The organism is Rhizobium sp. R339, assembly GCF_002211395.1.
GTDB lineage: Bacteria > Pseudomonadota > Alphaproteobacteria > Rhizobiales > Rhizobiaceae > Rhizobium.
Genome location: NZ_LOKV01000006.1, coordinates 40,268 through 60,718, shown reverse-complemented (window position 1 = coordinate 60,718; position 20,451 = coordinate 40,268). Strand labels below are relative to the sequence as shown.

Here is a 20,451-nt window from a genome sequence, read left to right as displayed (position 1 = left end):
GCCGGGACGGACAAGCCCGATCTTGGCCCGATCTTGGAAAGACTCCTATTCCATCGTCGCGTACCAGCGATCGCGATAGGCGGAGAGACCCGGGATATCGGCCGGCGGAAAATGCGTCTCGGCGCCCGCCACCGGCCGGATGCCGGTAAGAAGGGCCGCGCCCTGGCTGGTGCCGGTCGTGCCGGGAAGGGCGATGACCTCGCGGCCGGCAAGCGCGGCCAGCAGCTTCAGATAGGTTTCGTTCAGAGCGAAGGGACCCTCGACAATGATGGCGCCTTTGGCCCCGATCAGTTCGAGGCAGGCATCGGTCATCAGCGCAAGGTAGAGGCAGGCGGCAGCATGACGCTCTTCGCGGCTGGCCTTTTCCGCGCCGATCCAACGGCTTGTCTTTCCCGGAAAGGGGCCGGAGCCGGGAGCGATGTTCGGCAGCAGCAGAATGCCGTTGTCGATCACCGGAGCGATCGCCGCTTGAGCCGATTTTTCGTCGACGGCGCCGATTTCCACTGAGAGAATTTCGAACTCCCGGCCGCCCATGAAACGCGACGAGGGAACGGCGCGGCCATAGGCGTCGACATTGGCAAGCGCGTCGCGTTTCGGATCGAGATGATCGAGATTGCCGCCGACGCCGAAATTGATGACCCATGTGCCTGTGGAGACGACGGCGAATGGGGCTTCCCGATGGATGAGGTGCGGCAGCAGCGAGGCATTGGAATCGTGAATGCCGCAATAGACCGGCACCGCTTCGCCAAGGCCGAGTTTAGCGGCGATTTCGGGAAGAACCGGGCCGATCGCATCGAAGGCGGAGCGGATCGGCGCCATCAGGCCGCGGATATCGAGCCTGTCGACTAGCGAGGAATAGCTGCCGGTCTTCGGATTCCAGAGGTCGGTATGGCAGCCGAGCGAGGTCAGCTCGTTGGCGGCAACGCCGGTCAGCCGCGCCGTCCAATATTGCGCATAGGTGAGGATATCAGTGACCTTGGCGAACTCCTCGGGGAAGGCGCTCTTCTGGTAGTGCAGCTGCGCCCCGACATTAAGCCCCATTGCGAGGCGCGGCGAGAAGGTTTCGCCGAAAGGCGGACGGAGGGCCGTATAGGCATCGCGGATCGCCTCGGGATATTCGTGCTCATAGTCGATCACAGGCATGGCGAGCGTCCCATCGCCGTCGAGCAGAGCGGCGGCGGCGCCATGGGTGGTGATCGAGATGGCGTCGAAGCCGGGTTCCCGCGCCAGCTTCTTCAGCGCATCGAGCGCGAAGGACCAGAGCGCCTCTATGTCGTAATGCGGGTAGGGGCCGGTTTTGATCGTAACGTTCGGCCGTTTCAAGACGGCGATCTCGGCGCCCGTTTCGCTGTCGAGCACGACGACCTTGGCGTTGGTCTTGCCGATGTCGAGAACGGCGATGCGGCGATAGGAGCTGGCGGTCATGGCATATGGAAGAGGGTGACGAGGTCGCTCTGGACGGGCGAATTATCCGGATTGGTCGCCATGATATCGGCCATGTGCGCCCACCATTTCTTCATGACGGGATGTTCCGGCAGGCTCGCCATCGTGTGGTCCTTCGGCCGCGTCAAGACGCCGAACAGCGTGTTGGTCTCGCGGTCGAGATGGATCGAATAGTCGCTGGCGCCGGACTTATGGAGGAGATCGACCAGTTCCGGCCAGATCTCGTCATGGCGCTTGCGATATTCGGCTTCCATGCCGGGATGGAGCTGCATCTTGAAGGCGTGTTTTTCTGATGTCATCGGGAGCTCATGATCTTGATGCGGCGGGCAATGATCGGGATGGCGATGGTGATGATGAGGAGAAGGCCGATGAAGATCGACATGACGATGCCGGGCACGTTCAACAGGCCGAGGCCGAAGGTGACGAGGCCCATGACGAAGGCGGCGATGACGACGCCGCCGATCCTGCCGGAGCCGCCGAGGATCGAAATGCCGCCGAGCACGACCATGGTGACGACCTCGAGTTCCCATCCCTGGGCGATCGACGGCCGGGTCGAGCCGAGGCGCGAGGTCAGGCAGACGGCGGCGACACCGCTCATGATGCCGGTCAGCAGGAAGAGGATGAATTTGACGCGCTCGACCGGGATGCCGGAGAAGCGGGCGGCGAAATCATTGTTGCCGATCGCATAGACCTGCCGGCCGAAATTCGTCGCATGCAGCAGGATGGCGAAGAGGATCGCCACGACGATGAAAAGCACGAATTCGAAGGAAAACACCCAGAAGACGTAACCCTGGCCGAAATAGGCGAAATCGGCAGGATATTTGCCGTAAGCCTGATCGCCGAGCACGATATAGGAAATGCCGCGGAAAAGGCTCATCGTGCCGATGGTGACGACAATCGACGGCAGCTTCAGCACCGAGACGAGCACGCCGTTGAAGATGCCGCAGGCAAGGCCGGTGCCGATGCCGATCAGCACAAGGCCGGGTGTGCCGATGCCGAGCTGCGCTGCCGCCCCCATCGCCGTCGAGGCGAGTGCGATGATCGCGGCGACCGAGAGGTCGATCTCACCCGAGATGACGAGCAGCGCCATCGCAAAGGCGATCATCGCCTTTTCGGTGAAATTGAAGGTGGCGTCCGAGAGGTTCCAGGCATCGAGGAAATAGGGCGAAGCCAGGGAATTGAAAATGAAGATCAGGACGGCGACGGCAAAGAGCAGCACTTCCCAGCTTGCGATGATGCGACGGAAGGGCGTGCCGAGGCGGTCCGGAATGGTGCGCTTTTCGGGCTGTGCTGAAACGGCGCTCATGCTGCGGCCTCCGTTCTGGTGTCGGCTGCGGCGCGGTCGCGCAGGATGATGCGGCCGCGGTTGCGCTCGCGCCGGGCGTTGAAGGCGACGGCGAGAATGATGACGGTGCCTGATATCGCCATCTGCGTGAAGGGTGAGATGCCGATGACCGGCAGCGCATTCTTGATGACGCCGAGGAAGAGCGCGCCGAGCACTGTGCCGGCGACCGAGCCGACGCCGCCGGCAATCGAAATGCCGCCGATGACGCAGGCCGCGACGCTGTCGAGTTCGAAGCCGTTGGCGATATCGACATAGGCGACGGCGTAACGCGACACCCAGAGATAGCTCGCGAGACCCGCCAAGGCGCCCGACAGGACGAAGGCCAGGAATTTCGTCCGGCCCGTATCGATGCCGGCATAGACGGCCGCGGTCGGATTGCCGCCGGTCGCATAGGCCGAGCGGCCGAACTGGCTGTAGCGCAGCAGCATGTACATCAGCGCGACGATGATGATCGCGACCCAGCTCAGCACCGGCAGACCGAGGATCGGCGTGCGGGGAACGGCGAGGAAGGTCGGCGTCATCTGGTGCGCGTTGACCCAGGCGCCGCCCGAGAGCACGAAGGCCATGCCGCGATAGATGGTGAGCGTGCCGAGCGTGACGACGATCGGCGGGATTTCGAGACGCCAGACGAGGAGGCCGTTGATCGTGCCGAGCGCGGCACCGATGACGATCGCCGTAAGGATGAGCACGACGAGCGGCAGGCCGGGATAGGCGGCGTTCATCATCGCGATCGCCATGCCGGTAAAGGCGAGGTTGGCGGCGACGGAAAGGTCGATCGATTTCGTCAGGATGACCGTCATCTGGGCGAGCGCCAGGATGATCAGGATGGAGGTATCGTTGAAGATGCCGGCGAGATTGCTGGGCGTGGCGAAATCCGCAGCGCGGGTCGAAAAGACCGCGATCATCACGACGATGATGAGGAACAGCAGGGTTTCGCGTTTTCTGATCAGTCTTGCCATGCTCTTAACCTCATGCGTTGCCGGTGGCGGCGCGCACCAGCGCTTCCGGCGACAGTTCGGCGCGTTCGAAAATCCCGGCCGACAGGCCTTCCTTCATGACGAGGACGCGGTCCGACATGCCGATGATCTCCGGCAGCTCCGAGGAGACCATGATGATCGACAGGCCCTCGGCGGCGAGTTCGCTGATGAAGCCGTGCACGGCGGCCTTCGAGCCGATGTCGATACCCTTTGTGGGTTCGTCGAGAATGATGACCTTCGGCGCCGTCGCCAGCCACTTGCCGATGACGACCTTCTGCTGATTGCCGCCCGACAGCGTGCCGACGGGCACGGACAGGGCGGCAGCGCGCAGGTCCAGCCGTTCGGCATATTTGCGGGCGAGCGCGAATTCGTTCGCGGCCCGGAGGAAGCCGTGGCGGGAGGTGCGGGCGAGTGAAGGCAGCGTCATGTTCTGAAAGATCGGCATCGGCAGCGCCAGGCCATGGCGGCCGCGCTCCTCCGGCACGTAGACGATGCCGGCGCGGATCGCATCCTGCGGCGAATGGATGGTGACATCCTGGCCTTCGAGCACCATCCTGCCGGAGAGCGGCTTGGTGATGCCGAAGAGCGATTGCGAGAGTTCCGAGCGGCCGGCGCCGATCAGGCCGTAAATGCCGAGGATCTCGCCCTTGCGCAGCGTGAAGGATATGTCGCGGAATTCGGTGCGGTGGCTGTAGTTGCGGATCTCCAGAACCGGGCCGCCGATAGCGACGTCGATCTTCGGGAAGACGTTCTCGACGTCGCGGCCGACCATCATCCGGACGATCTCGTCCTGCGGCGTTTCCTTGAGACGTCCCTGGCCGACGGCGCGGCCGTCGCGGAAGACGACGAAATCGTCGGCGATCTCGTAAAGCTCGTCGAACTTGTGGCTGATGAAGAGGATCGCCTTGCCCCGTTCCTTCAGGCCCCGGACGATGCGGAAGAGGTCGTCGATTTCCTTGCGGGAGAGGGCAGCCGTCGGCTCGTCCATGATGACGATGCGGGCCTCGATCGACAGCGCGCGCGCGATTGCCACCAGATGGCGTTGCGCGATGGAGAGGTCCTTCAGGCGGATCGTCGGGTCGATATTGCTTTCGAGCGCGGTCAGCAGCGCCTTCGAGCGGCTGTTCATCGCCGTCCAGTCGATGGTGCGGAAGCGTGTGCGCGGCGCATGGCCGAGGAAGATGTTTTCGGCGACCGTCAGTTCGTCGAAAAGCACGGTCTCCTGATGGATGGCGGTGACGCCGGCATCGATGGCGGCCTGGGCGCTGGCGAAGGTCACCGGCTGGCCATCGACCAGAATCTCACCTTCGTTCGGCCTGTAAATGCCGGTGAGGATCTTGACGAGCGTCGATTTTCCGGCGCCGTTTTCGCCGATCAGCGCCGTCACCGTGCCGGGATGGAGCGCGATGCTGACATTGTCCAGCGCCTTTACGCCGGGAAAGATCTGCGAGATGCCGCGCATTTCCAGAATGGCGGGCGCATCGCCGGTTTTGCTGTCCGTGGCGGGTTGTTGAAAGGCGGCGTTCATCAGCTTCTACCAATGTCGAATGGGAAATCCCGGCGGCCGCGAAGCCGCCGGGCTCTTATGTGTGTGCTTCCGATCAGAAGACCTTGGAGAACTGGTCGATGTTCGAAGCATTGTAGACGAAGGGATCGGCCATGGCGGCTTCGCCGTTGTCGCCGACCTTGATCTTGCCCATGCGGCCGGCTTCGATTTCGCTGCCCGGCTTGCCGTCGGTTTCGCCCTTGACGAGGCGATAGGCGATCTGGGTGGCGGAGTAGCCGAGGTCGATCGGGTTCCAGATGGCGAATTCCTTCGTGGCGCCGGACTTGATCGCGCCGGCCATTTCGGACGGCAGGCCGAGGCCGGTGACGTAGACCTTGCCGACGAGACCCTTGTCTTCGACGACCTTGGAAGCGGCGAGAACGCCGACCGTCGTCGGAGCGACGATGACCTTGACGTTCGGGTTCGACTTCAGGAGGCCTTCGGCTTCACGATAGGACTTGTCCGAGAGGTCGTCGCCATAAACCGTGGTGACGAGGTTGAGGCCCGGGAAATCCTTGAGCTGCTTCTTCATCTGGTCGATCCAGATGTTCTGGTTGGTCGAGGTGGTCGTTGCCGACAGGATGGCGAAGTCGCCCTTGCCGCCTTCCAGGTGGTCCTTGGCGAGCGTCAGGCACATCTTGCCGATCAGCTCGTTGGACGACGGGTTGAGCTGCAGGATGCGGCCTTCGGGCGCAACGCCGGAATCCCAGGAGATCACCTTGATGCCGCGCTGGGTCGCCTTCTTCAGCGCCGGAACGAGCGCGTCGGGGTCGTTGGCCGAAACGGCGATGGCGTCGACGCCCTGGGCGATCAGCGAGTTGATGACTTCGATCTGGCCTTCGGCCGTCGTCGACGTCGGGCCGGTATAGATCACCTCAACGCCGCCGAGTTGCTTGGCGGCTTCCTGGGCGCCCTTGTTGGCGGCGTCGAAGAAGCCGTTGCCGAGCGACTTCACGACTAGGCCGATCTTGATGTCCTTGGCGCTGGCGGTGCCTGCCATCATGGCGACGGCGAGCGCTACGCCGAGCGCAAGTGTCTTTGCGAGTTTCATGTCACTTTCCTCCCATTAAGATTAGACTTCCACACCCCGGCGGCGCCTCATGCGACCGACGAGGAATCCTCCTTCACAAGCTGGGCCACCGGGCTGGCGACGACGAGACGGACGCCGGCCGTCTCGACCATGCGAGCCGCCTCTTCCGAGATCCCGTCATCGGTGATGACCACAGAAACGCGGTCGAGCGCGCAGAGAATAAGGCTCGACCGGCGATTGAATTTGCTTGAATCGACCATGACCACGAGTTCATCGGCTTGGTGCATCAGCTTCTGCTCGCTCTGGATGATGAGGGCATCCGCCTCCATGATGCCGAGCGGGCCGACGCCCTGGGCGCCGATGAACATGCGCCGCGCATAAAAATTGCGGATCGCGTCATTGTCGAAAGGCGACAGGATGAGGCTCTGCTCGCGATAGATCGCGCCGCCCGGCACCGTCACTGTATTTTTGGAATGCTTCACCAGATGTTCGGCGATGGCGAAAGAATTGGTCATGACCTGCATGCGGTGGCCGGCCATGTAATGCACCATCTGGAAGGTCGTCGTGCCGCCATTGATAATGATGGCATCGCCCGCCTCGCAGAGATCGACGGCTGCGCGTGCAATTGCGCGTTTTTTATCGATGTTGACTGATTCTGAAACCCGGAACGGCCGGCCGGCGAGGTTGCCGAGCTGCGGCGGGTGCACCGCTTCGGCGCCGCCGCGCACACGGCGGATCTTGCCCTGGACGTGAAGAGCCGCAATATCGCGCCGGATTGTCGCTTCAGATGCTTCCGTCAGCTCGGAAATGTCCTGGATCGTGACCACGGACTTTTCCTGAACGGCGCTTAGAATGATGCGATGACGTTCGCGTTCGTGCATTGGGCTCCTCCTCTTGTCGTATTTATTTCGTATCCGTTAAAAGCTGTCAATCACAAACGATCATAAATTTTCATATTGCGCTGCACAATAATCGAATTTGATCGTTTTCGATTGACAAACTCCATTTTGATGAGCGATACCGTCAGCGAAAAGGGGCGCGAACCCTCGCGTCCCAATGATGATTTCTTATGGGAGGATGACATGGCGGCGAACGTCCGGCTTCTGGAAAACCGGTGGGATGAGGGTTACGCGGCAGGCCTCGACGAGCCCGGCAAGCTTCTCTATCGCTCCAATCTGCTCGGCGCCGACAAGCGCATCACCAATTACGGCGGCGGCAATACCTCGGCGAAGGTGATGGAAACCGACCCTCTGACCGGCGGCAAGGTCAAGGTGCTCTGGGTCAAGGGCTCCGGCGGCGATGTCGGCACCATCAAGCTTGATGGTTTCGCCACCCTCTATCAGGACAAGCTGGAAGCGCTGAAGGGCATCTATAAGGGTGTCGAGGATGAAGACCGCATGGTCGGCTTCCTGCCGCATTGCACTTTCAACCTGAATGCCCGCGCCGCCTCGATCGATACGCCGCTGCACGGTTTCGTGCCGTTCACCCATGTCGACCACATGCATCCCGACGCGATCATCGCAATCGCCGCTTCGAAGAATTCCCGGGAACTGACCAAGCAGATCTTCGGTGACGAGATCGGCTGGCTTCCGTGGCGCCGCCCGGGCTTCCAGCTCGGCCTCGATCTCGAAGCCTTCGTCAAGGCGAACCCGAATGCCAAGGGCGTCGTGCTCGAAAGCCATGGTCTCTTCACCTGGGCAAACGACGCCAAGGCCTGCTACGAGCTGACGCTCGATATTATCAACAAGGCGATCGAATGGTTTGCCGGCCAGACCGAAGGCAAGACGATCTTTGGCGGCGCCGTCGTCCAGAGCCTTCCCGTTGCCGAACGCCGCGCCATCGCCGCCCGGCTGATGCCGGAGATTCGCGGCCGCATCGGCAAGCAGGAGCGCAAGCTCGGCCATTTCGATGATCAGGATGCGGTTCTGGAATTCGTCAATTCGAAGAACCTGCGTCCGCTCGGCGCGCTCGGCACCAGCTGCCCGGACCATTTTCTGCGCACCAAGATCCGCCCGCTGATCGTCGAATTCGACCCTGCCAAGCCGGATGTCGATGCGATCGTCGCCGGTCTCGACAAAGCGCTGGAAGATTACCGCGCCGACTACGCCCGCTATTACAACGACTGCAAGCATGACAATTCGCCCGCCATGCGCGACGCCAATCCCGTCATCTTCCTCGTTCCCGGCGTCGGCATGCTCTCCTTCGCCCGCGACAAGGCGACAGCCCGCATCGCCAGCGAATTCTACGTCAATGCCATCAACGTCATGCGCGGCGCCTCGAGCGTCTCGGAATATCAGGGCCTGCCGGAGCAGGAGGCCTTCGATATCGAATACTGGCTGCTCGAAGAGGCGAAGCTCCAGCGCATGCCGAAGCCGAAGAGCCTTGCCGGCAAGGTCGCCTTCGTCACCGGCGGCGCCGGCGGCATCGGCCGCGCCACGGCCGTACGCCTCGTCGGCGAGGGCGCCTGCGTCGTGCTCGCCGATATCGACCAGGCGGCGCTTGAATCGACCGAAGCCGATTTCGTGAAGAAATACGGCGCGGATGCCGTGCGCACGGTGAAGCTCGACGTCACCAAGGAAGACGCCGTTATCGCTTCCTTCGCCGAATCCTGCGTCGAATTCGGCGGGATCGACATCCTCATTTCGAATGCCGGGATCGCCTCCTCGGCGCCGATCGAAACGACCGAGCTGTCGACGTGGAACCGCAATATCGACATTCTGGCGACCGGTTACTTCCTCGTCTCGCGCGAGGCCTTCCGGCTGTTCCGCCGGCAGGCGCTCGGCGGCAATGTCGTCTTCATCGCATCGAAGAATGGCCTCGCCGCTTCGCCGAACGCATCGGCCTATTGCACGGCGAAGGCTGCCGAAATCCATCTCGCCCGCTGCCTGGCGCTGGAAGGCGCGGATGCCGGCATCCGCGTCAACACCGTCAATCCGGATGCCGTCCTGCGCGGCTCCAAGATCTGGAGCGGCGAGTGGCGCGAACAGCGTGCGGCCTCCTCGAAGATCGAGGTGGACGACCTGGAGGAACATTACCGCAAGCGTTCCATGCTGAAGCTCAACGTGTTCCCGGAAGACATCGCCGAGGCGGTTTACTTCCTGGCATCCGATCTCTCGGCCAAATCGACCGGCAACATCATCAACGTCGATGCCGGCAACGTGCAGAGTTTTACGCGCTAGAGCAATTCCAGCAAAAGTGTGCAGCGGTTTTGCGTCCGGAATTGCGCTAAGCAACGGAAAACTATTTTCGGAGGATCACCCATATCGCGTGGATGATCCCTGGCAAATAGCCGCAAAGCGTCAGCAATATGTTGAGCCAGAAATGCAGGCCGATCCCGACCTGCAGTAATACGCCAAGGGGCGGCAGGATGATCGCAAGAAGAATGCGGACGATGTCCATCGTAGCTCCTGAGTTTTGAAGACATACAAGCGTTAGAACGCAAACCACGGTTCTGTGGTTCGCGACGTGGGAGGAAACAATGGCTGAATTCAGGATTGCGCCGGATCTGGTCGCGGCGGAAAATGAAAAGCGGGCGGCGGCGCTGAAAGCCGATTACGACGCATTGGGTGCGACGCTTGATCGCCGCGGCGTCGATATCGAGGCGGTGACGCGCAAGGTCAGCGAATTTTTTGTCGCCGTTCCGTCCTGGGGCGTGGGCACCGGCGGCACCCGCTTTGCTCGTTTTCCCGGCACCGGCGAACCGCGCGGCATCTTCGACAAGCTCGACGATTGCGCAGTCATCAACCAGCTGACGCGGGCGACACCGAATGTCTCGCTGCATATTCCCTGGGACAAGGCGGATGCACGGGAATTGAAGGCCAAGGGTGATGCGCTCGGCCTCGGTTTCGACGCGATGAATTCGAATACCTTTTCCGATGCGCCGGGACAGGCCCATTCTTACAAATACGGCTCGCTCAGCCATACGGATGCGGCAACACGCGCTCAGGCGGTCGAGCACAATCTCGAATGCATCGAGATCGGCCGGGCGATCGGCTCCAAGGCGCTGACCGTCTGGATCGGCGACGGCTCGAACTTCCCCGGCCAGAGCAATTTCACCAAGGCGTTCGAGCGCTACCTCGCTTCGATGGCCGACATTTACAAGGCGCTGCCGGATGATTGGAAGCTCTTCACCGAGCACAAGATGTACGAGCCGGCCTTTTATTCGACGATCGTGCAGGATTGGGGCACCAACTACCTGATCGCCCAGACGCTCGGCCCCAAGGCCCATTGCCTGGTCGACCTCGGCCACCATGCGCCGAACACCAATATCGAGATGATCGTCGCCCGGCTGATCCAGTTCGGCAAACTCGGCGGCTTCCACTTCAACGATTCGAAATATGGCGATGACGATCTCGACGCAGGCGCGATCGATCCCTACCGGTTGTTCCTCGTCTTCAACGAGCTGGTCGATGCCGAGCAGCGCGGCGTCAACGACTTCAATCCGGCCCATATGATCGACCAGTCGCACAATATCACCGACCCGATCGAGAGCCTGATCAACAGCGCCAACGAAATCCGCCGCGCCTATGCGCAGGCGCTGATCGTCGACCGCAAGGCGCTCGATGGCTACCAGCAGGACAATGACGCGCTGATGGCATCGGAAACGCTGAAGCGCTCCTATCGCGCCGATGTCGAGCCGATCCTCGCCGAGGCCCGCCGCAGAGCTGGCGGCGCGATCGATCCCGTTGCCGCCTATCGCGCCAGCGGCTACCGCAAAAAGGTGGCCGCCGAGCGCCCGGCTTCCGCTGCCGGCGGCGGCGGTATCATCTGAGCTTGAGTTGCCGGCGGCGCAGGGGTGACGCGCTGCCGGCAATCATCGTTTACGGCTTCCAGGCGCCGGCGATCTGCCGGGTCGCGATGTTCAGCCGGTTCCAGACATTGATATTGGCGATGGCGATGACGAGGGCCGCGAGGCTCTTGCCGTCATAATGCCGGGTCGCTTCGTCCCAGATCTCATCCGGCACCGGATCGGCGCGGTCGCTCACGCGGGTCACCGCCTCGGTCAGCGCCAGCGCCGCTCGCTCGGCGTCGCTGAAATAGGGCGTGTCGCGCCAGGCGCTGACGGCAAACAGCCTTTCATCCGTTTCTCCGAGCTTCTTTGCGATGCGTGGATGGCCGTCGATGCAGACGCTGCAGCCGTTGATCTGGCTGGCGCGGAGATTGACGAGTTCGATGAGCTGTGGCGAAAGGCCGGTCTCGGTCGGAACTTTGCCGAGAGCATTCAGCGCCTGCATGGCGCCGGGAAGGACGAGGGCGGGATTTCCCATTCTTTCCTGCATGATATGTCTCCTTGATGCGTTTACGGTTCGACGATCCGCCGGCGCTGTCACATCGGCCGGTTTTCATTCGTCATAGCCTTGACGGAACGCAGCGAAGGAATGTGACGGATGAACGAGAAAAAATGGTTGGCCGATGAATTTGAGGCGAACAGGGCGCATCTCAGCGCCGCCGCCTATCGCATGCTCGGCTCGCGCAGCGAGGCGGATGATGCCGTTCAGGAGGCTTGGCTGCGGCTGAGCCGCGCCGATACGAGCGACGTCGGCAATCTCGGCGGCTGGTTGACGACTGTTGTGGCGCGCATCTGCCTCGACATGCTGCGGGCGCGCAAGACCCGGCGCGAGGAGCCGCTGGATATGCCCGCGCATGCCGGAATTGCCGATCGAGCCAAGGATCCGGAACGCGAAGCAGCCTTCGCCGATTCCGTGGGGCTGGCGCTGCTCGTCGTATTGCAGACGCTGGCGCCCGCCGAGCGTGTCGCCTTCGTGCTGCACGACATGTTCGACCTGCCCTTCGACGAGATCGCGCCGATCATCGGCCGCACGTCCGCCGCCACCCGCCAGCTCGCAAGCCGCGCCCGCCGCAGGGTGCAGGGCGTGGACGAGGCGCCTGATGTCGATTTTACCCACAAGCGGGCGATCGCCGAGGCCTTTCTGGCAGCTTCCCGCAACAGCGATCTGGAGGCGCTGCTTGCGGTGCTCGCCCCCGACGTCGCCTTCCGGCCGGATGCGACGGCCGCCCGCTACGGTATCGGCGCCATGCGCGGCGCGGCTGGTGTGGCTGAGGCCTTCAAGGGTCGGGCGCAGGCCGCGGAGATCGCCATCGTCGATGGCGAACTTGGATTTGTCGTGGATATCGGCGGCCAGATTCGCGTCGCGGTGACGCTGACGATCGACGATGGCAGGATCGTCGCGATCGACGCCGTCGCCGACCCGGAGCATCTGCAAGGGATAAACTATTCGATTCTTCGGGATTGAAAATGTCCGGATCTCGCGCGTTTGCAGGAAACCCCTCGCGCCTGCGCGGGGGCTAAGCCGGCGTCATTTTCCTTGACAGGGAGGCTTGCGCCTTTATTCTATTATAAAGCCTCATATATCATAGTTATGTAATCGCGTCGGAGATGAGGCCCCCATCTTCAGGTTCCCCATCACTCTCCACAGTGACCGCAGACGGATGATCGGGAGCGATTCCGTTCCGAGACCTCGAAAGGAAAGCATATCATGTCCGGCGACCAGGCGAAGAAGCCGCTTCTCCTTACCAATGTCAAACCGGTGGCTTTCGGGGCCGGCGCAGGCGAGGGGGCGATCGACATTCTCGTCAATGCCGATGGCAGGATTGCCGAGATCGGTCCGTCGCTCGCGGTCTCTGAGGAGGTGACGCGCATCGACGGCAAGGGGGCCTTCATTTCGCCCGGCTGGATCGACCTGCATGTGCATATCTGGCACGGCGGCACCGATATTTCCATCCGCCCTTCAGAATGCGGCGTCGAGCGCGGCGTCACCACGCTGGTCGATGCCGGTTCGGCCGGCGAGGCGAATTTCCATGGTTTCCGCGAATATATCATCGAGCCCTCGCGCGAGCGCATCAAGGCCTTCCTCAATCTCGGCTCAATCGGTCTCGTCGCCTGCAACCGTGTGGCGGAGCTCAGGGATATAAGAGATATCGACCTCGACCGCATTCTTGAAGTCTATGCCGAAAACAGCGAGCACATCGTCGGCATCAAGGTGCGCGCCAGCCACGTCATCACCGGCTCCTGGGGCGTGACCCCGGTCAAGCTCGGCAAGAAAATCGCCAAGATCCTGAAAGTGCCGATGATGGTGCATGTCGGCGAGCCGCCGGCGCTTTATGATGAAGTGCTGGAAGTTCTCGGCCCTGGCGATGTCGTCACCCACTGCTTCAACGGCAAGGCCGGTTCGAGCATCATGGAGGACGAGGACCTCTTCTATCTCGCCGAACGCTGCGCCTCCGAGGGCATCCGCCTCGACATCGGCCATGGCGGCGCCTCCTTCTCCTTCAAGGTGGCGGAAGCGGCGATCGCGCGTGGACTGCTGCCGTTCTCGATCTCGACCGACCTGCACGGCCATTCGATGAATTTCCCCGTCTGGGATCTGGCGACGACGATGTCGAAGCTGCTCAGCGTCGGCATGCCCTTCGACAAGGTGGTCGAAGCCGTCACCCATGCGCCGGCGTCCGTCATCAAGCTGCCGATGCAGAACCGGCTTTCCGTCGGCGCAAAAGCCGAATTCACCATCTTCGATCTCGTCGATTCCGAACTCGAAGCGACGGATTCCAACGGTGACGTGTCGATCCTCAACAAGCTGTTCGAGCCGCGCCACGCGGTGATCGGCGCCGAGGCCTTCGCTGCCAGCCGCTACGTGCCGCGGGCGCGCAAGCTGGTGCGCCACAGCCACGGTTATTCCTACCGGTAGGACTACCGACTTGGTTCGATCATCAATCGGCCCGAGAGGCGTCAGCTGTTTGGTGGTTCCAGGGATTTACGACAGTAAGTCCAGCCGCCTCAAAGGGGCTGACGTCGCGCGTTGCGACAATAAAGCCCTTCGAAGCGGCAATGGCGGCGATATATCCGTCAGGGGTCGGGAAGCCTTTGCCGCCCGTTCGAGCCCGGACAGCAAGATCGGCATAGTGGCGGGCCGCTCCGACGTCGAATGGCAATACCCGACCCTCAAATAGCTCGAGCACGCCGCCGAGGGTTTCGGTCAGAGTCGCTTTGCGCCGACCGTCCGGCAATGCACCAATGCCGAACAGCAATTCCGCCAACGTCACACTCGATAAATACAGGGTTTCTGCGACCTGCTCGTTAAGCCACGCGCGCACTGCCGAATTGGCGGTTGGCCTCATCGCCTCGGAAAGGACATTGGTATCCAGGACGATCATTCAAACCTCAACGGCTCCGCCGGCGTCCTATCACGTAACTGATCAAACACTGCGAAATCAGCATTGGTTAGCTCTAACTGCCGACCAAGTTCTGCCAACGCCTCCCCCATGCGAATGCGCTGTTCGGGCTTCACAACACTTTCCAGGATTTCACGAATTTCCGCCTCGGTGCTGCGGCCATGCATCGCCGCGCGTACACGCAACGCGCGATGTACTTCATCGGGCACATTTCGAACTGTCAGAACGGCCATATCAAAACCCCGCAAATGCTGTCAATGACAGCAATATATCTACCGTGCAGTCAGCTTGCAAGGTTTGAACATTCAGCGGTTGCGCCAGCCCATCAGCTTTTCGATCCGCTCCGCCGAATTGCGCACATGCGCGGTATAGTGGTTCTCGTCGGAAAAGGCCTTCTGCTCCGGCAGCACGATGGAAATGGTGGCAACGCATTGGCCGTCGCGGTCGCAGATCGGCGAGGCGATGCAGGCCACCGCATAATCCGATTCGCCTGCCTGTATCGACAGACGCGCCTCGAAGGCTTTGCCGGCGGCTTCCGACAGCGTGCCGGGATCGATCTCGGCGCGGCCGGTCGGGGACGAGCGGGCGCAGCGCTTGAAGAGCTCGATGCGCTCTTCTTCCGGCAGATGGCCGACGAGCAGACGGCCTGATGCCGTCCAGTTCAGCGGCACCCGGGTGCCGACGCGCGACGCCACCTGGAAGTGGCTCGGGCCGTCGGCCATGGCAAGCACCAGCATATAATCGCCGTCGCGGCCGCAGACCTGCACGGTTTCGCCGGCCTGGCGGCAGAGGTCGTGCATTTCGTGGGTGGCGATGCTCATGAAATCCAGCGACCGCGCATAGGCGAGGCCGTAATGGTAGAGCCGGGCGCCGAGCCAGATCGAACCATCAGCCTGGCGCGTCAGCATGTTCTTCTCGACCAGATCGTCGACGATGACGTAGACGGTCGACAGCGGCGCCTTCACCGCCTTGGCGATGGCATAGACGCCGGCCGGCGAGCCGGTCTCGTAGAGATGATCGATCACCTGAAGCGCCCGGTCGATGCCGCTGACACGTGCGCGCCGCGCACCCTTGCCACCGGCCTCGCTCGCAAGGTCCTCATCTTCGGAGTAAACTGCGGGTGATGTCTTTCCGTCCAAATCCACGCACCTCATGAACACTGCGATTATGTTACATTACTATGGCATAGAGCTCGCTGTGGCAAATCGCAACATCTTGTAGGTTGATCGTGCGCGGATAGTCAGCCGGATCGCCCGCAGCGGTACGCCTGCCCCGAAAAACGTCATGGCAAAACGTGGAACAACAAGCGTCAGCCTGAGTTTGATCCCGAACCCAGGAGGTCATCATGACAAATTACCCGACACCGCCTTTCCCGTCTCAAAAGCAGCCGATGCCGGGCTTTACCGCACAGATGGACCCGGTTCCCGACCACGGCGAAAAAAGCTATCGCGGCTCCGACCGTCTGAAAGGCAAGCGGGCGATCATTACCGGCGGTGACAGCGGTATCGGCCGGGCGGTGGCGATCGCCTATGCCCGGGAAGGGGCCGATCTTGTCATCTCATATCTCGACGAGGATGAGGATGCCGACGAAACGAAGCGCCTGGTCGAGCAGGCCGGCCGCAAGGCCGTGCTGATCAGCGGCGACATTCAGGATCCGAACCATTGCCGGCAGATCGTCGAGACGGCGGTCAGGGAGCTTGGCGGCATCGATATTCTCGTCAACAACGCCGCGCATCAGGCGAGCTTCAAGAGCATCGACGAAATCAGCGACGAGGAGTGGGAACTGACCTTCAAGGTCAATATCCACGCGATGTTCTACCTGACCAAGGCGGCGGTGCCCCATATGAAACCCGGCAGCGCCATCATCAACACGGCTTCGATCAACTCTGACAGTCCGAACCCAACGCTGCTTGCCTATGCGACGACCAAGGGCGCGATCCAGAATTTCACCGCCGGCCTTGCCCAGCTTCTGGCCGAAAAGGGCATTCGCGCCAATGCCGTGGCGCCGGGACCGATCTGGACGCCGCTCATCCCGTCGACGCTGCCCGAGGACAGCGTCAGCAATTTCGGCAAGCAGGTGCCGATGAAGCGGCCCGGCCAGCCGGCCGAGCTTGCGACAGCCTATGTGATGCTGGCCGACCCTTTGTCGAGCTATGTCTCCGGCACGACAATCGCGGTCACCGGCGGCAAGCCGATCCTTTGATGCAGGTCGCCCGGGATTGGCGGTTCCGGGGCAAGGACATGCATGACACAAGGAACTGAAGCGTATCTTCAAAATCTGATGCGATGCGCTTCAATCCGGCTTGCCGTAGCCGCCGCCGGTCGGCGTCGTGACGATCACGGCGTCGCCGGCGGCGAGCATTGCCTGGTCGCAGCCTTCCAGCCTTTCGACCTTGCCATCCGCGCGGCGAATCTCGGTCTTCCCCAACTGCCCGTCTTCCCCCCCGAAAAGGCCGAACGGCCTGATCGCGCGATGCGAGGAGAGAATGCTGCAATCCATCGTCTCCCGGAAACGGATGGTGCGCTCGGTTCCGCCGCCGGAACTATATTGGCCCTTGCCGCCGGAGCCGCGGCGGATGTGGAAATCCTCGAGCACGACGGGAAAGCGGAATTCCAGCACCTCCGGATCGGTCAGGCGGGAATTGGTCATGTGCGTGTGCACGCCGTCGGCGCCGCCGAAGCCGCTGCCGTCGTTGAGAAGGCCGGCAGGCCCGCCGGCGCAGATCGTCTCGTAATATTGATAGACGGCATTGCCGAAGGTCAGGTTGTTCATCGAGCCCTGGGCCGCCGCCAGCGTCCCGAGCGCGCCGAACAGGGCATTCGTCACGTGCTGGCTGGTCTCGACATTGCCGGCGACGACGGCGGCCGGATAAGCCGGGCGCAGCATTGAGCCCTGCGGCACGATGATCCGGATCGGCCGCAGGCAGCCGGCATTCATCGGGATCGGCTGCTCGACCATGACACGGAAGACATAGAGCACGGCGGCGCGTGTCACCGGTTCCGGCGCATTGAAATTGGTCGGCTGCTGCGCGCTCGTGCCGGTAAAATCGACCGTCGCTTCACGCGCCTGCCTGTCGACGGTGATCTTCACCTTGATGACGGCGCCCTGATCGGTGGGATAGGTGAATTCGCTGTCGCTCAAGCGGGCGATCACCCGGCGGACACTCTCCTCGGCATTGTCCTGGACATGGCCCATATAGGCCTCGACGACATCGAGCCCGAAATGGGCGACCATCTTGCGCAGTTCGTGCACGCCCTTTTCGTTGGCGGCGATCTGTGCCTTGACGTCGGCAAGATTCTGGGCCGGATTGCGGGCGGGATAAAGATGGTCCCGCAGCATGGCCGCGAATTCGGCCTCGCGGAAACGGCCTTCATCGACCAGCAGGAAATTGTCGATCAGCACGCCTTCCTCGTCGACCTTGGTTGCCCGCGGCGTCATCGAGCCCGGCGCCTTGCCGCCGATATCGGCGTGATGGCCGCGCGAGGCGACGTAAAACAGGATGGTCTTTCCGGCGTCATCGAAGACCGGGGTGACGACGGTGATGTCGGGCAGGTGCGTGCCGCCATTGTAAGGCGCGTTGAGCGCGAAGACGTCGCCTGGGCGGATGCGGCCCTCGTTGAGGCGGATGATGGTTTCGACGGAACGGTCCATGGAGCCGAGATGCACCGGCATATGCGGCGCATTGGCGACGAGCGCGCCGGTGCGGTCGAAGACGGCGCAGGAGAAATCGAGCCGTTCCTTGATGTTGACCGAATGGGCGGTGTTCTGCAGCGTCACGCCCATCTGTTCGGCGATCGCCATGAAGAGGTTGTTGAAGACTTCGAGCATGACGGGATCGGCATTCGTGCCGATCGCGGCATTGCGAGCCAGCGCGATTTCGCGGGTGAGGACGATATGATCGAGGCCGGTGAGTCTCGCCTGCCAACCGGGCTCGACGACGATCGTCTGGTGCGGTTCGATGATGAGGGCAGCGCCCTTGAGGACCGCGCCCGGCTTCAGCGCGTCGCGCTTGAAGATGCCGGCCTCATGCCATGCGCCGCCGGAAAAGAAGCGGGTCTTGCGGAGCGCTTGCGGTGCGAAGGCTTGTGCCTGTGTCTCTGCTTCCTCGATATCGGCGCCGCCGCCGATGCCCTCGACTTCGATGGAGTCGACGACGACAGGACGGTCTTCGAAGATAAAGCCGAACTGCTTCTTGTGGGCGATGGCGAAGGCTTGGACCATCTCCTCCTTTGGCCCGAAGGCGACGGGCAGGGCCGTGTCGGTGCCCTTATATTGCAGGTGCAGCCGGGTGACGATCTCCATATCGGCGACCTCGACGCCTTGCAGCGCCAGTTCCTCGCGGACATCTTTCTCCAGTTCGCTTCTGGTGCCGCCGATCGTCGTCAGCGCCTCGGCGATTTCCGTTAGGACTGCGCGCTGGCGGGTGGCGCGGATATCGGCAAGCCCCATGCCATAGGCGGAGAGGATGCCGGAGAAGGGGTGGATCAGCACGGTCTTCATGCCGAGGCTGTCGGCAACGAGGCAGGCATGCTGGCCACCCGCGCCGCCGAAGCAGGTGAGCGCGTAGCCGGAAACATCATAGCCGCGCTGGACGGAGATCTTCTTGATGGCATTCGCCATGTTCTCGACGGCGATGGCGAGGAAGCCGTCGGCAACATCCTCGGCCGTCCGTCCGCCGCCGATCGTCTCTGCCATCTCGGCAAAGGCGGCGCGCACCGCCTCGGCATCGAGCGGCTGATCCTGCTCCGGCCCGAAGATCGCGGGGAAGAATTCCGGCAGCAGCTTGCCGGTCATGATGTTGGCGTCGGTGACGGCAAGCGGCCCGTTGCGGCGATAAGATTTCGGGCCGGGTGTCGCGCCGGCCGATTCCGGGCCGACACGGAAGCGCGAGCCGTCGTAGCTCAGGATCGAGCCGCCGCCGGCGGCAACCGTGTGGATCTTCATCATCGGCGCGCGCATGCGCACGCCGGCAACCTCCGTCTCGAAGGCCCGTTCCAGTTCCCCGTCGTAATGCGAAACGTCGGTCGATGTCCCGCCCATGTCGAAGCCGATCATCCTGTCGAAACCGGCGATGCGCGAGACCTCGACCGCGCCGACCACGCCGCCGGCGGGGCCGGAGAGGATCGCGTCCTTGCCCTGGAAGAGATGCGCATCGGTCAGCCCGCCGGAGGACTGCATGAACATCAGCTTCGGGCCTTGTCCTTCGGTCGCGCCGAGCTCGGCGGCAACCTGGTCGACATAACGTCGGAGCACGGGAGACAGATAGGCATCGACGACGGCGGTGTCGCCGCGACCGACAAGCTTGATCAGCGGGGAAACGACGTGCGAGGGCGAGATCTGGGTAAAGCCGATCGCGCGCGCGATGGCGGCGGCCCGTTCTTCATGCTCGGGATAGCGATAGGCGTGCATGAAGACGATGGCGACGGCGCGTAGGCCCCCGGCATAGGCGGTCTCGAGCGCCTGGCGCAAATTATCCTCGTCGAGCGGGCGTTCCACCGCGCCGTCCGCCAGCACGCGCTCGTCGGCCTCGATGACGTCGGCATAGAGCAGCTCAGGCTTGACGATCTTCTTGGCGAAGATATCGGCGCGGGCCTGGTAGCCGATCTCCAGCGCATCCCGGAAACCCTTCGTCGTCACCAGCAGGGTCGGATCGCCCTTGCGTTCCAGCAGCGCATTGGTGGCGACCGTCGTGCCCATCTTCACCGCGCCGATGCGCTCGGAGGGGATCGGATCGCCGGCTTTGAGGCCGAGCAATTCGCGGATGCCGTGAACGGCCGGGTCGCGATAGGCCTCCGGATTTTCCGAAAGCAGCTTGTGGGCGACGAGCGAACCATCGGGACGCCTCGCGACGATATCGGTGAAGGTGCCGCCGCGATCGATCCAGAAATCCCACTGACTGCCCATCGTCCGACCTCCTGT

At 62.5% G+C, this 20,451-nt stretch carries 18 protein-coding genes; 5 read left to right on the top strand and 13 right to left on the bottom strand.

The features are described from left to right. Positions 1-45: 45 nt before the first annotated feature. The 7 genes from ATY76_RS10095 to ATY76_RS10065 form a co-directional block, all read right to left on the bottom strand. Positions 46-1,425, bottom strand: a complete 1,380-nt coding sequence (locus ATY76_RS10095; protein WP_088674628.1) for an FGGY-family carbohydrate kinase — start codon at positions 1,423-1,425, stop codon at positions 46-48. Beyond that, positions 1,422-1,742, bottom strand: a complete 321-nt coding sequence (gene rhaM, locus ATY76_RS10090) for an L-rhamnose mutarotase (RefSeq protein WP_088674627.1) — start codon at positions 1,740-1,742, stop codon at positions 1,422-1,424. The genes ATY76_RS10095 and rhaM overlap by 4 nt, the downstream gene beginning before the upstream one ends. Next, a complete protein-coding gene (locus tag ATY76_RS10085) occupies positions 1,739-2,749 on the bottom strand; it encodes an ABC transporter permease (protein WP_088674626.1) in 1,011 nt (336 codons plus the stop codon). The genes rhaM and ATY76_RS10085 overlap by 4 nt, the downstream gene beginning before the upstream one ends. After that, the gene (locus tag ATY76_RS10080; protein WP_088674625.1) at positions 2,746-3,747 is read right to left on the bottom strand and encodes an ABC transporter permease; all 1,002 of its coding nucleotides are present in this window, start codon (positions 3,745-3,747) and stop codon (positions 2,746-2,748) included. Before ATY76_RS10080 ends, ATY76_RS10085 begins: the two co-directional genes overlap by 4 nt. Before the next feature lie 10 nt (positions 3,748-3,757). Next, complete coding sequence (locus ATY76_RS10075; RefSeq protein ID WP_088674624.1) at positions 3,758-5,293, bottom strand: sugar ABC transporter ATP-binding protein; 1,536 nt, start codon at positions 5,291-5,293, stop codon at positions 3,758-3,760. 73 nt (positions 5,294-5,366) lie between these two features. After that, positions 5,367-6,362: a rhamnose ABC transporter substrate-binding protein gene (gene rhaS / locus ATY76_RS10070; RefSeq protein WP_088674623.1), complete on the bottom strand. Its 996-nt coding sequence runs from the start codon at positions 6,360-6,362 to the stop codon at positions 5,367-5,369. Between the two features lie 47 nt (positions 6,363-6,409). Beyond that, positions 6,410-7,222 (bottom strand): DeoR/GlpR family DNA-binding transcription regulator, encoded by an 813-nt coding sequence (locus ATY76_RS10065; protein ID WP_088674622.1) that lies wholly within the window; start codon positions 7,220-7,222, stop codon positions 6,410-6,412. A gap of 201 nt (positions 7,223-7,423) precedes the next feature. On the opposite strand from ATY76_RS10065, the gene ATY76_RS10060 reads away from it, so the two are divergent. After that, the gene (locus ATY76_RS10060; RefSeq protein WP_088674732.1) at positions 7,424-9,520 is read left to right on the top strand and encodes a bifunctional rhamnulose-1-phosphate aldolase/short-chain dehydrogenase; all 2,097 of its coding nucleotides are present in this window, start codon (positions 7,424-7,426) and stop codon (positions 9,518-9,520) included. A gap of 61 nt (positions 9,521-9,581) precedes the next feature. On the opposite strand, the gene ATY76_RS10055 is transcribed toward ATY76_RS10060, so the two are convergent. Continuing rightward, the gene (locus ATY76_RS10055; protein WP_088674621.1) at positions 9,582-9,740 is read right to left on the bottom strand and encodes a YqaE/Pmp3 family membrane protein; all 159 of its coding nucleotides are present in this window, start codon (positions 9,738-9,740) and stop codon (positions 9,582-9,584) included. A gap of 79 nt (positions 9,741-9,819) precedes the next feature. Between ATY76_RS10055 and rhaI the strand changes: the two genes are divergently transcribed. Beyond that, positions 9,820-11,112 (top strand): L-rhamnose catabolism isomerase, encoded by a 1,293-nt coding sequence (rhaI, locus tag ATY76_RS10050; protein ID WP_088674620.1) that lies wholly within the window; start codon positions 9,820-9,822, stop codon positions 11,110-11,112. A gap of 49 nt (positions 11,113-11,161) precedes the next feature. On the opposite strand, the gene ATY76_RS10045 is transcribed toward rhaI, so the two are convergent. Further along, positions 11,162-11,620: a carboxymuconolactone decarboxylase family protein gene (locus ATY76_RS10045; protein WP_088674619.1), complete on the bottom strand. Its 459-nt coding sequence runs from the start codon at positions 11,618-11,620 to the stop codon at positions 11,162-11,164. Between the two features lie 108 nt (positions 11,621-11,728). On the opposite strand from ATY76_RS10045, the gene ATY76_RS10040 reads away from it, so the two are divergent. Continuing rightward, positions 11,729-12,595 (top strand): sigma-70 family RNA polymerase sigma factor, encoded by an 867-nt coding sequence (locus ATY76_RS10040; RefSeq protein ID WP_088674618.1) that lies wholly within the window; start codon positions 11,729-11,731, stop codon positions 12,593-12,595. Between the two features lie 243 nt (positions 12,596-12,838). Continuing rightward, positions 12,839-14,047: an amidohydrolase/deacetylase family metallohydrolase gene (locus tag ATY76_RS10035; protein WP_088674617.1), complete on the top strand. Its 1,209-nt coding sequence runs from the start codon at positions 12,839-12,841 to the stop codon at positions 14,045-14,047. Between the two features lie 22 nt (positions 14,048-14,069). On the opposite strand, the gene ATY76_RS10030 is transcribed toward ATY76_RS10035, so the two are convergent. The 3 genes from ATY76_RS10030 to ATY76_RS10020 all read right to left on the bottom strand — a co-directional run bounded on the left by ATY76_RS10030 (position 14,070) and on the right by ATY76_RS10020 (position 15,676). After that, complete coding sequence (locus ATY76_RS10030; RefSeq protein ID WP_088674616.1) at positions 14,070-14,513, bottom strand: type II toxin-antitoxin system VapC family toxin; 444 nt, start codon at positions 14,511-14,513, stop codon at positions 14,070-14,072. Beyond that, positions 14,510-14,764 (bottom strand): plasmid stabilization protein, encoded by a 255-nt coding sequence (locus ATY76_RS10025; RefSeq protein WP_088674615.1) that lies wholly within the window; start codon positions 14,762-14,764, stop codon positions 14,510-14,512. The genes ATY76_RS10030 and ATY76_RS10025 overlap by 4 nt, the downstream gene beginning before the upstream one ends. A gap of 72 nt (positions 14,765-14,836) precedes the next feature. Next, positions 14,837-15,676 (bottom strand): IclR family transcriptional regulator, encoded by an 840-nt coding sequence (locus ATY76_RS10020; protein WP_245309784.1) that lies wholly within the window; start codon positions 15,674-15,676, stop codon positions 14,837-14,839. Between the two features lie 200 nt (positions 15,677-15,876). Here ATY76_RS10020 and ATY76_RS10015 point away from each other — a divergent pair, with 200 nt between their 5' ends. Beyond that, positions 15,877-16,734 (top strand): SDR family oxidoreductase, encoded by an 858-nt coding sequence (locus tag ATY76_RS10015; protein ID WP_088674613.1) that lies wholly within the window; start codon positions 15,877-15,879, stop codon positions 16,732-16,734. A 90-nt stretch (positions 16,735-16,824) separates the two neighbouring features. On the opposite strand, the gene ATY76_RS10010 is transcribed toward ATY76_RS10015, so the two are convergent. Further along, positions 16,825-20,436: a hydantoinase B/oxoprolinase family protein gene (locus ATY76_RS10010; RefSeq protein WP_088674612.1), complete on the bottom strand. Its 3,612-nt coding sequence runs from the start codon at positions 20,434-20,436 to the stop codon at positions 16,825-16,827. Between the last annotated feature and the right edge of the window lie 15 nt (positions 20,437-20,451).